The organism is Flavisphingopyxis soli (assembly GCF_007995095.1).
Taxonomy (GTDB): domain Bacteria; phylum Pseudomonadota; class Alphaproteobacteria; order Sphingomonadales; family Sphingomonadaceae; genus Flavisphingopyxis; species Flavisphingopyxis soli.
On record NZ_VOPY01000001.1, the window covers coordinates 135478 to 147396 of the forward strand.

Annotated in this window: 18 protein-coding genes and 1 pseudogene; all 19 read right to left on the bottom strand. The window is 61.7% G+C overall.

What is annotated here, in order from left to right; genetic code table 11:
• Window position 1 precedes the first annotated feature (1 nt).
• Window positions 2-307, bottom strand: a complete 306-nt coding sequence (gene rpsN, locus FSZ31_RS00650; protein WP_147121147.1) for a 30S ribosomal protein S14 — start codon at window positions 305-307, stop codon at window positions 2-4.
• Window positions 308-356: 49 nt separating this feature from the next.
• A complete protein-coding gene (rplE, locus tag FSZ31_RS00655) occupies window positions 357-956 on the bottom strand; it encodes a 50S ribosomal protein L5 (protein WP_268934242.1) in 600 nt (199 codons plus the stop codon).
• A complete protein-coding gene (rplX, locus tag FSZ31_RS00660) occupies window positions 949-1269 on the bottom strand; it encodes a 50S ribosomal protein L24 (protein ID WP_147121149.1) in 321 nt (106 codons plus the stop codon). Before rplX ends, rplE begins: the two co-directional genes overlap by 8 nt.
• A gap of 1 nt (window position 1270) precedes the next feature.
• Window positions 1271-1639: a 50S ribosomal protein L14 gene (rplN, locus tag FSZ31_RS00665; protein ID WP_147121150.1), complete on the bottom strand. Its 369-nt coding sequence runs from the start codon at window positions 1637-1639 to the stop codon at window positions 1271-1273.
• Window positions 1640-1712: 73 nt separating this feature from the next.
• Window positions 1713-1976, bottom strand: a complete 264-nt coding sequence (gene rpsQ, locus FSZ31_RS00670) for a 30S ribosomal protein S17 (protein ID WP_147121151.1) — start codon at window positions 1974-1976, stop codon at window positions 1713-1715.
• A 114-nt stretch (window positions 1977-2090) separates the two neighbouring features.
• Window positions 2091-2294, bottom strand: a pseudogene (gene rpmC, locus FSZ31_RS12935) (50S ribosomal protein L29); the annotation flags it as partial.
• 2 nt (window positions 2295-2296) lie between these two features.
• Window positions 2297-2728, bottom strand: coding sequence for a 50S ribosomal protein L16 (gene rplP, locus FSZ31_RS00680; protein ID WP_147121153.1), 432 nt, complete (start codon window positions 2726-2728; stop codon window positions 2297-2299).
• 16 nt (window positions 2729-2744) lie between these two features.
• Entirely contained in the window at window positions 2745-3443 is a 699-nt protein-coding gene (gene rpsC / locus FSZ31_RS00685) for a 30S ribosomal protein S3 (protein WP_147121154.1), read from the bottom strand.
• A 2-nt stretch (window positions 3444-3445) separates the two neighbouring features.
• Complete coding sequence (gene rplV / locus FSZ31_RS00690) at window positions 3446-3823, bottom strand: 50S ribosomal protein L22 (protein WP_147121155.1); 378 nt, start codon at window positions 3821-3823, stop codon at window positions 3446-3448.
• Window positions 3823-4098 (bottom strand): 30S ribosomal protein S19, encoded by a 276-nt coding sequence (gene rpsS / locus FSZ31_RS00695; protein ID WP_147121156.1) that lies wholly within the window; start codon window positions 4096-4098, stop codon window positions 3823-3825. The genes rplV and rpsS overlap by 1 nt, the downstream gene beginning before the upstream one ends.
• A gap of 3 nt (window positions 4099-4101) precedes the next feature.
• A complete protein-coding gene (rplB, locus tag FSZ31_RS00700; RefSeq protein ID WP_147121157.1) occupies window positions 4102-4938 on the bottom strand; it encodes a 50S ribosomal protein L2 in 837 nt (278 codons plus the stop codon).
• Window positions 4939-4952: 14 nt separating this feature from the next.
• Window positions 4953-5267, bottom strand: coding sequence for a 50S ribosomal protein L23 (locus tag FSZ31_RS00705; RefSeq protein WP_147121158.1), 315 nt, complete (start codon window positions 5265-5267; stop codon window positions 4953-4955).
• Window positions 5260-5892, bottom strand: coding sequence for a 50S ribosomal protein L4 (gene rplD / locus FSZ31_RS00710; RefSeq protein WP_147121159.1), 633 nt, complete (start codon window positions 5890-5892; stop codon window positions 5260-5262). The genes FSZ31_RS00705 and rplD overlap by 8 nt, the downstream gene beginning before the upstream one ends.
• Window positions 5893-5894: 2 nt before the next feature.
• Window positions 5895-6653, bottom strand: coding sequence for a 50S ribosomal protein L3 (gene rplC, locus FSZ31_RS00715; protein WP_147121160.1), 759 nt, complete (start codon window positions 6651-6653; stop codon window positions 5895-5897).
• A 219-nt stretch (window positions 6654-6872) separates the two neighbouring features.
• The gene (rpsJ, locus tag FSZ31_RS00720) at window positions 6873-7184 is read right to left on the bottom strand and encodes a 30S ribosomal protein S10 (RefSeq protein WP_147121161.1); all 312 of its coding nucleotides are present in this window, start codon (window positions 7182-7184) and stop codon (window positions 6873-6875) included.
• Window positions 7185-7419: 235 nt separating this feature from the next.
• Window positions 7420-8610, bottom strand: a complete 1191-nt coding sequence (gene tuf, locus FSZ31_RS00725) for an elongation factor Tu (protein WP_147121162.1) — start codon at window positions 8608-8610, stop codon at window positions 7420-7422.
• Between the two features lie 81 nt (window positions 8611-8691).
• The gene (gene fusA, locus FSZ31_RS00730; RefSeq protein ID WP_147121163.1) at window positions 8692-10785 is read right to left on the bottom strand and encodes an elongation factor G; all 2094 of its coding nucleotides are present in this window, start codon (window positions 10783-10785) and stop codon (window positions 8692-8694) included.
• A 147-nt stretch (window positions 10786-10932) separates the two neighbouring features.
• Window positions 10933-11403: a 30S ribosomal protein S7 gene (gene rpsG / locus FSZ31_RS00735; RefSeq protein WP_147121164.1), complete on the bottom strand. Its 471-nt coding sequence runs from the start codon at window positions 11401-11403 to the stop codon at window positions 10933-10935.
• A gap of 49 nt (window positions 11404-11452) precedes the next feature.
• Window positions 11453-11824, bottom strand: coding sequence for a 30S ribosomal protein S12 (rpsL, locus tag FSZ31_RS00740; protein ID WP_006831873.1), 372 nt, complete (start codon window positions 11822-11824; stop codon window positions 11453-11455).
• Window positions 11825-11919: the final 95 nt, after the last annotated feature.

The window sequence follows — 11919 nt, forward strand, 5'->3', positions numbered from 1 at the left end:
CTTACCAGCTCGACTTGGTGACGCCGGGGATAAGGCCTTTATTGGCCAGATCGCGCAGCTGGATGCGGCAGAGCCGGAATTTGCGGTAGTAAGCGCGCGGACGGCCGGTCAGTTCGCACCGGTTACGGATGCGGGTCGGATTACCGTTGCGCGGAATTTCGGCCATCTTCAGGCGCGCGATCAAACGCTCGCCTTCGTCGAGCGACTTGTCAGCCGCCTTTGCCTTGAGCTTCGCATACTGACCGGCGTACTTCTTCACCAGCCGCTTGCGACGTTCGTTTTTGTTTACGGAACTCAGTTTCGCCATGACTTAAGTTCTCTTCCTTCGTTGCTCGAATGGAAGAGAAGGGGGGCTGTTAGGCCGCCGCCTTCTCTTCGGTTGCTGCTTCTTCCACCGGGAACGGGAAACCGAACAGGCGGAGCAATTCGCGTGCTTCGTCGTCGGTCTTCGCGCTCGTCGTTACGATCACGTCCATGCCGCGCACCGTGTCGATGCGGTCATAGTTGATCTCGGGGAATACGATCTGCTCTTTCATGCCCATGGCATAGTTGCCACGGCCGTCGAAGCTCTTGGGGTTGAGGCCACGGAAATCCCGGATGCGCGGCATCGCGATCGTCACCAGACGATCGAGGAATTCGTACATCCGTTCGCGCCGCAGCGTGACCTTTGCACCGATCGGCATGCCTTCGCGCAGCTTGAACTGGGCGATCGACTTCTTGGCGATCGTGATGACGGGCTTCTGACCCGCGATCAGGCCGAGCTCTTCAGCGGCAACCTGGACCTTCTTCTTGTCCTGGGTCGCTTCGCCGACGCCCATGTTGAGCGTGATCTTTTCGATCCGGGGCACTTCCATCGCGTTCTTGTAACCGAATTTCTCGATCATCCCCTTCACGACGGTCTCGTCGTAAAGCTTCTTCGCGCGGGGCGTGTATTTGCTGGTGTCGGCCTTAGCCACTGATCGTCTCCCCGGACTTGACGGCGACGCGGATACGCTTGCCATCCTTGGTTTCGATGCGAACGCGGGTCGGCTTGCCGGTCTTGGGATCGGCAATCGCGACCTTCGAAATCGCCATCGGTGCAGGAACGCGCTCAATGCCGCCCTGCGGGTTTTCCTGGGTCGGCTTGCGGTGGCGCGTGATGACGTTGAGGCCATCGACGACCAGCTTGCCGTCCTTGGGCAACACGCGAGTAACCTCGCCGGTGCGACCCTTGTCCTTGCCGGACAGGACGATCACATTGTCGCCCTTGCGGATTTTTGCGGTAGCCATGTTACAGGACCTCCGGAGCCAGGCTGATGATCTTCATGTGCTTGCGGGCGCGCAGTTCGCGCACCACGGGGCCGAAGATACGCGTGCCGATGGGCTCTGCGTTGTTGTTGACGAGCACCGCGGCGTTGCTGTCGAAGCGGATGACCGAACCGTCGGGACGACGAACGTCCTTGCGGGTGCGGACGATGACGGCCTTGTGGACGTCGCCCTTCTTCACCTTGCCGCGCGGTGCAGCTTCCTTGACCGAGACGACGATAATGTCGCCGACGCCGGCGACGCGGCGCTTCGACCCGCCGAGCACCTTGATGCACTGCACGCGCTTCGCGCCCGAGTTATCGGCGACCTCAAGGTTTGATTGCATCTGGATCATCGATCCGGTTCCTTCTCAACTGGCTTGCCGAGACGCGCTCGGCAGTTCCAAAATTATGTGGCGTTGCGAGCGTTCAGCTCGCCTTCGCGGGCGAAACGTGGGTGTCGACGCGCTCGGTGACCTTCCAGGTCTTGAGCTTCGACATCGGCCGCGTCTCTTCGATACGGACGGTCTCGCCGGCCTTGTATTCATTGGCCTCGTCGTGCGCATGGTACTTCTTCGAGCGCCGGATGATCTTCCCGTAGAGCGGGTGCTTCACCTTGCGCTCGACCTTGACCACAACGGTCTTGTCGGGCTTGTCGGACACGATGGTGCCGGTCAGGATACGTTTAGGCATATCGGTTCGTCCTTACTTCTTCTTCGGCGCGCGCTTGCTGCGCGAAGGCTTGGGAGCGGCTTTTTTCGGCGCGGCCTTTTTCGCCGTCGGCTTCTTGGCAGCGGCCTTCACAGGCGCGTCGCCATTGGCGCGTTCGGCCTGCAGCGTCTGGATCCGGGCGATGCCGCGGCGCACTTCGCGAATGCGCGAAGGACGCTCGAGCTGGCCGGTGGCCGACTGAAAACGCAGGTTGAAAGCCTCGCGACCGAGTTCGCCGAGCTGTTCGCCCAGCTGATCGTCGCTCTTGGCGCGAAGGTCTGAAATCTTGTCGAAACCCATGATCAGGCTCCCAAATGCGAGGTGTCGCCGAGACGGGCAACGACCTTTGTTTTGATCGGCAGCTTCATCGCGGCACGCTCGAAAGCGACTGCGGCGAGCGGGCCGGGAACGCCGTCGAGTTCGAACAGGATGCGGCCCGGCTTAACCCGTGCTGCCCAATATTCGACCGAACCCTTGCCCTTGCCCTGGCGGACTTCTGCAGGCTTCTTCGACACCGGGACGTCGGGGAAAATACGGATCCACAACCGGCCCTGGCGCTTGATGTGACGCGTGATCGCGCGGCGAGCCGCTTCGATCTGGCGAGCGGTGAGGCGTTCCGGCTCCATCGCCTTCAGCCCGTACGAGCCGAAGTTGAGCGTCGTGCCACCGGGCGCATCGCCCTTGATCCGGCCCTTGAAGGCTTTGCGGAACTTGGTTTTCTTAGGTTGCAGCATGTCTCTGTCCTAATCCTTAGCGATGCGGCGGGCGAACGCCCGAGGTCTGCGATTCAACCATCAGGCGATCGGTCGCCATCGGGTCGTGACCCAGGATCTCGCCCTTGAAGATCCAGACCTTGATGCCGCACACGCCATAGGCGGTGTGCGCTTCGGCTTCGGCGTAATCGACGTTGGCGCGCAGCGTATGAAGCGGCACGCGGCCTTCGCGATACTGTTCAACGCGGGCGATTTCAGCGCCGCCGAGACGGCCGCCACACATGATCTTGATGCCTTCGGCACCGAGACGCATCGCCGACTGCATCGCGCGCTTCATGGCGCGACGGAAGGCAACACGGCGTTCGAGCTGATCGGCGATCCCCTGGGCGACGAGCTTGGCGTCGACTTCGGGCTTGCGGATCTCGACGATGTTGAGCGACACGTCGCTCGACGTCATCGCGCCGAGCGCCTTGCGCAGCTTCTCGATGTCGGCGCCCTTCTTGCCGATGATGACACCGGGGCGCGCGGCATAGATCGACACGCGGCACAATTTGGCCGGACGATCGATGACGACCTTGCTGATCGCTGCCTGCGGCAGTTCCTTGACGATGTACTGGCGGATCTTGAGATCTTCCATCAGGAGACGGCCATAGTCGGCGCCTTCGGCGTACCAGCGGCTGTCCCAGGTACGGTTGATCTGCAGACGCAGGCCGATCGGATTGGATTTATGACCCATAATTAAGCCTCTTCGCGTTCTTCGACGATGATCCGGACCCGGCTGAAGGGCTTGAGGATCTGGGTGGACTTGCCGCGACCGCGCGTATGGAAGCGCTTCATGGTCAGCGACTTGCCGACGCTGGCCTCGGCAACGACGAGCGCGTCGACGTCGAGGTTGTGGTTGTTCTCTGCATTGGCGATCGCCGAGGCGAGCACCTTGCGGACGTCGACGGCCATCGCCTTGGTCGAGAACTTCAGGATGTTGAGCGCGTCCTCGGCCTTCTTGCCACGGATCAACGCCGCCACGAGGTTCAGCTTCTGGGCCGAACCACGAACGTTGGTGTTGGTCGCCAGCGCCTGATTATCGGCGACGCGACGCGGAGATGATGGCTTGCCCATTAGCGCTTGCCCTTCTTGTCGGCTGCATGACCCGGGAAATAGCGGGTCGGCGCGAATTCACCGAGTTTGTGGCCAACCATGTCCTCATTGACCGAAACGGGCACATGCTTGCGACCGTTGTAGACATTGAAGGTCAGGCCGACGAACTGCGGCAGAATGGTCGAACGACGCGACCAGGTCTTGATCGGCGAACGCGCACCAGCTTCCTGGGCGTCTTCGGCTTTTTTCAACAGGCTCAGTTCGACGAACGGGCCTTTCCAGACGGAGCGGGCCATGACTTACCTCTTCTTCTTCGCGTGACGCGACCGGATGATCATGCGATCGGTCTGCTTGTTCTTGCGGGTGCGGGCACCCTTGGTCGGCTTGCCCCATGGGGTGACCGGATGACGGCCGCCCGAGGTCCGGCCTTCGCCGCCACCATGAGGGTGATCGACCGGGTTCTTGGCCACGCCGCGAGTCAAAGGACGACGGCCCTTCCAGCGGGTGCGGCCGGCCTTGGCGAAATTCTGGTTGGCGTTGTCGGGGTTCGACACCGCGCCGACCGTGCCCATGCAGGTACCCAGCACATAGCGCTGTTCACCCGAATTGAGCCGGACGATGACCATGCCGCGATCGCGACCGACGAGCTGGGCATAGGTGCCAGCCGAACGGGCGATCTGACCGCCCTTGCCGGGCTTCAGCTCGATGTTGTGGATGATCGTGCCGATCGGCATCTGCGACAGCTTCATCGCGTTGCCGGGTTTCACATCGCACTTTTCAGCGGCGATCACGGTGTCACCAACGGCGAGACGCTGCGGTGCCAGGATATAGGCCTGCTCGCCGTCCTCATAGGTGATGAGGGCGATGAACGCGGTCCGGTTGGGATCGTATTCGAGCCGCTCCACGGTCGCGGGGGCGTCGAACTTGCGGCGTTTGAAATCGATGTAACGATAACGCTGCTTGTGACCGCCGGCGATGCCGCGCGAGGTCACGTGACCCTTGTTGTTGCGACCACCGGTCTTGCGCTTGCCTTCGGTCAGCGCCTTGACGGGCTTGCCCTTCCACAGGCTCGACCGATCAACGAGGATCAGGCCGCGACGTGCGGGGCTAGTCGGTTTGTAACTCTTGAGTGCCATCGGTTCCTAGCCCCTCAAATACCGGTTGTGACGTCGATCGATTGGCCTTCGGCCAACGTCACAACGGCTTTTTTAATGTCGGAGCGGCGGTAGGGCCTGCCCTTCCAGCGCTTGGTCTTGCCCTTGACGACAAGCGTGTTGACCTTGGTCACGGTGACGTCGAACAACGCCTCGATCGCTTCCTTGATCGCGGGCTTGGTCGCGTCGTTGGCAACACGAAAGACGACCGCGTTATGCTCCGAGAGCATGGTCGACTTTTCGGTGATCACGGGAGAGACCACCGTCGTGTAATGCCGCGCGGCGACTTCCTTTTTCTGCTTTTTAGCCATTGAAGCGCGCCTCCAGCTGTTCGATGCCGGCGCGGGTCAGGACCAGCGTGTCGGCACGAAGGATGTCGTAAACATTGGCGCCGATCGCGGGCAGCGTATCGATACCGATGAGGTTGGCCGAAGCCTTTTTGAACGCTTCGTTGGCCGCATCGCTGCCATCGATGAACAGCGCACGTCCGGCGAAACCGAACTGTTCGAGCTGTCCCTTGAGCGACTTGGTCTTGGCGTCCTTGATGTCGAGGTTGTCGAGCACGACGAGCTTGCCGTCCTTGGCTTTCGACGACAGCGCCATCTTGAGGCCGAGCGTGCGGATCTTCTTGTTCAGCGACGGGTTGAAGTCGCGGACCCGAGGACCGTGCGCCTTACCACCGCCGATGAAGATCGGGGCACGACGATCGCCGTGACGAGCGGTACCGCCGCCCTTCTGCTTGCCGAACTTCTTGCCGGTGCGGGCAACGTCCGAACGCTCACGAGCGCCGCGAGCGGTGCCGCGACGGCTTTCGAGCTGCCAGGTGACGACGCGGTGGAGGATATCCGCCCGCGGTTCGATACCGAACACGGCATCATTGAGATCGACGTCCGACTTTGCAGCCTTGCCGTCGAGGGTTTGAACCTTCGCCTTCATGTTCAAGACTCCTGCGCTGGGGCCGCGTCGGTCGCCGGCGCCTGGTCGGCGGGCGTATCGGCGGGAGCGGATGTATTCTGGTTGGCAGCCTGCTTGATGCCGGCGGGATATGGCGCATCGGCATGACGCGCGAGCTTGACCGCATCGCGAACGACGAGCCAGCCACCCTTCGAGCCGGGCACCGAGCCCTTGACGAAGAGCAGGCCGCGTTCGACGTCGGTACGGACGATCTCGAGGTTCTGCTGGGTGCGCTGACGGTCGCCCATGTGGCCGGCCATCTTCTTGTTCTTGAACACGCGGCCCGGATCCTGGCGGTTACCCGTCGAACCGTGCGCACGGTGGCTGACCGAGACGCCGTGCGTCGCGCGCATGCCGCCGAAGTTCCAGCGCTTCATGGCGCCGGCAAAGCCCTTGCCCTGCGTGTGGCCGGTGACGTCGACGATCTGGCCGGGGACGAAATGGTCGGCGGAAATTTCCGCGCCCACGTCGAGCACCGCATCGTCGGCGACGCGGAATTCCGCGACGCGCATCTTGGGCTCTACCTCGGCAAGGCCGAAGGCAACGCGCTGTGGCTTGTTGACATTCTTTGCCCGCGCCTTGCCGGCGCCGAGCTGGACGGCGACATAGCCGTCACGTTCCTGTTCACGAACCGAGACCACCTGACAGCCTTCGAGGCTGAGGACGGTGACGGGCACGTGCCGGCCGTCGTCCTGAAACAGGCGGGTCATCCCGACTTTCTTCGCGATCACGCCAGTGCGCATGATGCAATTCCTTCCAACAGAGGCACGCGGACCATTCCGCGTGCTTGTCAGCCCATATGTATTGCATCGCCCCGTCCGGGCTGAACGTCTCGCTGGTGAAGCGAAACTAGACGGGGGACGCTGCCCGGAAGACCGGCGGTATCCACCTATTCGATTAACTCCCCGCCGAGGGCGGGAACCCGGAGCCGCCCAGAGGGGCGATCGTGCTCCGAAACCGGCTTACGCCAGCTTGATCTCTACGTTGACGCCAGCGGCCAGATCGAGCTTCATCAGCGCGTCAACCGTCTGCGGCGTGGGCTGCACGATGTCGAGCAGCCGCTTGTAGGTACGAACCTCGAACTGCTCACGCGACTTCTTGTCGATGTGCGGGCCGCGGTTGACCGTGAATTTCTCGATACGCGTAGGCAGGGGAATGGGCCCGCGGATCAAAGCTCCCGTACGACGCGCCGTTTCGGCGATGTCGCCCGTTGCCTGGTCGAGCACCCGATGATCGAATGCCTTCAGGCGAATGCGAATGTTCTGCGTTTCCATAACCGTCTACCGATGCGAAAGAGCCCGCCTTCGCGCCAGCTTCGGCGGGTAAACCCGCACCAAGCCAACGCTCTGGCAAAATTCTAGTTGTGACACCCTCGTCCGCCGAAGCCTCGGCGTAGGAGGAAAAACAAATCGCCCCGTATCCTTGCGGATGGCCGAGGCGACCGTTGAATTTATGTAGCGAAAACTACCAGCCGCCCGAATCACGATCCGAGCGGCTGGCAGTCCTATATTACTTGGTGATCGTGCTGACAACCCCTGCACCGACGGTGCGGCCGCCTTCGCGGATTGCGAAGCGCAGACCCTGGTCCATGGCGATCGGTGCGATCAGCTTGACGCCGATCGTAACGTTGTCGCCAGGCATGACCATTTCGGTGCCCTCGGGGAGAACGACTTCACCGGTCACGTCGGTCGTGCGGAAGTAGAACTGCGGACGGTAGTTGGCAAAGAACGGCGTGTGACGGCCGCCTTCGTCCTTCGACAGAACGTAAACTTCGGCATCGAAATCGGTGTGCGGCGTGATCGAGCCGGGCTTGCAGAGAACCTGGCCGCGTTCGACGTCGTCACGACCGATGCCGCGGATCAGCGCACCGACATTGTCGCCAGCTTCGCCGCGATCGAGCAGCTTGCGGAACATTTCGACGCCGGTGACCGTGGTCTTGGCGGTGTCCTTGATGCCGACGATCTCGACTTCGTCGCCAACATTGACGATACCGGTTTCGATACGGCCGGTGACGACGGTACCGCGACCCGAGATCGAGAACACGTCCTCGATCGGCATCAGGAAGGGACGATCGAGCGGACGCTCGGGCTGCGGGATGTAATCGTCGACAGCCTTCATCAGCTCGAGAATCGAGTTCTTGCCGATTTCGTCGTCGCGGCCTTCGAGAGCGGCGAGAGCCGAACCCTTGATGATCGGAATGTCGTCGCCGGGGAACTCGTACGAGCTGAGGAGTTCGCGAACTTCGAGTTCGACGAGCTCGAGCAGCTCTTCGTCGTCGACCTGGTCGACCTTGTTCATGTAGACGACGAGCGCCGGAACGCCGACCTGCTTGGCGAGCAGGATGTGCTCGCGGGTCTGCGGCATCGGGCCGTCAGCAGCGTTCACAACCAGGATCGCGCCGTCCATCTGGGCGGCACCGGTGATCATGTTCTTCACGTAATCGGCGTGTCCCGGGCAATCGACGTGCGCATAGTGGCGCCCGGCGGTTTCGTATTCGACGTGTGCCGTCGAAATCGTGATGCCGCGCTCGCGCTCTTCGGGAGCCTTGTCGATGTTCGCGAAATCAACCGCTGCACCGCCGAATGCCTCAGCCATCACCTTGGTGATTGCTGCGGTCAGCGTGGTCTTGCCATGGTCGACGTGACCGATGGTGCCAACGTTGCAATGCGGCTTGTTCCGCTCAAATTTTGCCTTAGCCATAACTCAAACCCTTCACATCAATATCGCTATTTCGCGTGACCCGCGGTCCGCACCGCGGGCGCTCATAGCACCAAAATCAAATTATGCCAGCTTCGCCTTCACTTCGTCGGCGACGTTCTGTGGCACTTCCTCGTAATGCGAGAACTGCATAGTGTACTGCGCCCGTCCCTGCGTGAACGAACGCAGCTGATTGACGTAACCGAACATATTCGCAAGCGGCACCATCGCATCGACGACCTGGGCATTGCCGCGGCTGTCGGTACCCTGGATCTGTCCACGGCGCGAATTCATGTCGCCGATGACGTCGCCGAGATACTCCTCGGGGCTGACGACTTCAACCTTCATCACCGGCTCGAGCAGCTTGATGCCTGCCTTCTGAGCCGCTTCGCGCATCGCACCGCGACCCGCGATCTCGAACGCCAGCGCCGACGAATCGACGTCATGGTAGGCGCCGTCGGTCAGGCGGATGTCGAAATCGATAATCGGGAAGCCGATCATCGAGCCGCCTTCGGCGGTTTCGCGCATGCCCTTTTCGACCGAGGGGATATATTCCTTGGGAATATTGCCGCCCTTGACCTCATCGATGAAGTTGATGCCCTGGCCGCGTTCGCCAGGCGTCACGGTCAGCTTGACGCGGCCGAACTGGCCCGAGCCACCCGACTGCTTCTTATGCGTGTAATCGATCGCGACTTCCTTCGCGAGGCTCTCGCGGTACGCCACCTGCGGCGCGCCGACATTGGCCTCGACCTTGAATTCGCGCTTCATGCGATCGACCAGGATGTCGAGGTGAAGCTCGCCCATGCCCTTGATGATCGTCTGGCCCGATTCGTGATCGGTCGAGACGCGGAACGAGGGATCCTCGGCGGCCAGACGGTTGAGCGCGACGCCCATCCGTTCCTGGTCGGCCTTGGTCTTGGGCTCGACGCTCAATTCGATAACCGGATCGGGGAATTCCATCCGTTCGAGGATGATCGGCGCGTTCGAGGCACACAGGGTGTCGCCCGTCGTCGTGTCCTTCATCCCCGCGATCGCGACGATGTCGCCGGCGAACGCTTCGTCGATGTCTTCACGGCTGTTGGCATGCATCAGCAGCATGCGGCCGATCTTTTCCTTCTTGTCCTTCACCGAGTTGAGGACGATGCCCTTTTCGAGCTTGCCCGAATAGATGCGGGCGAAGGTCAGCGTACCGACGAAGGGATCGTTCATGATCTTGAACGCGAGCGCGCTGAACGGCGCATTGTCGTCGGCGTCACGCGTTTCTTCGATATCGGTGTCGGGCTTAATGCCGTTGATTGCCGGCACGTCGAGCGGGCTCGGCATGTAGTCGACGACGGCGTCGAGCAGCGGCTGGACGCCCTTGTTCTTGAACGCCGAGCCGCACAATACGGGGACGAACGCCTGTTCGAGCGTGCCCTTGCGGATCAGGCGCTTGATCGTCTTGGCATCGGGTTCGGTGCCGTCGAGATAGGCCATCATCACTTCATCGTCATGTTCGACGATGGTTTCGAGCAGGTCGTGGCGATATTTGGCGGCCTTTTCGACCATGTCCTCGGGAATGTCGATGTAATCGAACTTCGCGCCGAGATCCTCGTTCTGCCACACGATGCCGCGCATGTTGACGAGATCGACGACGCCCCGGAGGCCGCCTTCGATGCCGATCGGGAGATAAAGGACGAGCGGCGTCGCGCCGAGACGATCGACGATCGACTGAACGCAGTAATAGAAATCGGCGCCGGTGCGGTCGAGCTTGTTGATGAAGCACATCCGCGGAACCTTGTACTTGTCCGCCTGGCGCCACACCGTTTCCGACTGCGGCTCTACGCCGGCAACGCCGTCGAACACCGCGACCGCGCCATCGAGCACGCGGAGCGAACGCTCGACTTCGATCGTGAAGTCGACGTGTCCGGGGGTGTCGATGATGTTGATGCGGTGCTTGGGGCCTTCGCCGTCATCGGCCGACCAGAAGGTCGTCGTGGCAGCCGACGTAATCGTGATCCCGCGCTCCTGCTCCTGTTCCATCCAGTCCATCGTCGCGGCGCCGTCATGGACTTCGCCGATCTTGTACGATTTGCCGGTGTAATAGAGGATGCGCTCGGTCGTCGTCGTCTTGCCGGCGTCGATGTGCGCCATGATGCCGATGTTACGATAACGTTCGAGCGGATATTCGCGGGCCATGTGCTTTGCTCCGTGGGCGCGAGGGCGTCAGCACCCCGCTTGTGAATCTAAGAAAGTCCGTAGGTCTGGGCCGGCCGGACGCGATCGCGCGTCATCGACAAGCGGGCTTCGACCGGTCCAGCCCTACGGTTATATAAGTATCGTGCGTTACCAGCGGTAGTGGCTGAACGCGCGGTTGGCTTCGGCCATGCGGTGCGTGTCTTCGCGCTTCTTGACCGCGTTGCCGCGATTGTTCGAAGCGTCGAGCAATTCACCCGACAGGCGCGCGGCCATCGTCGTTTCGCTGCGGTTGCGCGACGCGGTGATGAGCCAGCGAATGGCGAGCGCCTGGGCACGGTCGGGGCGAACCTCGACCGGGACCTGGTAGGTCGCACCACCGACACGGCGGCTGCGGACCTCGATGCCCGGCTTGATGTTGTTGAGCGCGTCATGGAAGACCAGGATCGGGTCTTTCTTGGCCTTGGCCTCGACGCTGTCGAGAGCGCCATAGACGATCTTCTCGGCGATCGACTTCTTACCGTCGAGCATGACCGAGTTCATGAATTTCGAAAGGACCAGATCGCCAAATTTGGGATCGGGCAGGATGACCCGCTTTTCGGGACGACGACGACGTGACATGGATAAATTTCCTTAAAACTTCAGCCGATTGACCAGATAACTGGCCGGCTTACTTCGGACGCTTGGCGCCGTATTTCGAGCGAGACTGCTTGCGGTCCTTGACCCCCTGCGTATCGAGCACGCCGCGCAGGACGTGGTAGCGAACGCCGGGAAGATCGCGGACACGACCGCCACGGATCAGCACGACGCTGTGTTCCTGGAGGTTGTGGCCTTCGCCCGGGATGTAGGAAATGACCTCGCGCTGGTTGGTCAGGCGAACCTTGGCCACCTTGCGCAGAGCCGAGTTCGGCTTTTTCGGGGTCGTCGTGTAGACGCGGGTGCAGACACCGCGCTTCTGCGGGTTCTGTTCCATCGCAGGGACCTTGGACTTGGCCTTCTGCGGGACGCGGCCCTTGCGGACCAGCTGGTTAATCGTAGGCATGAATGCTTCACCTGATGAGTGGCGACCGGCCCCCGAAAGGGTCTTGCGCCACGGTTACTTTACGTCCCGCACACAGGGTGGCCCGACGAAGGACC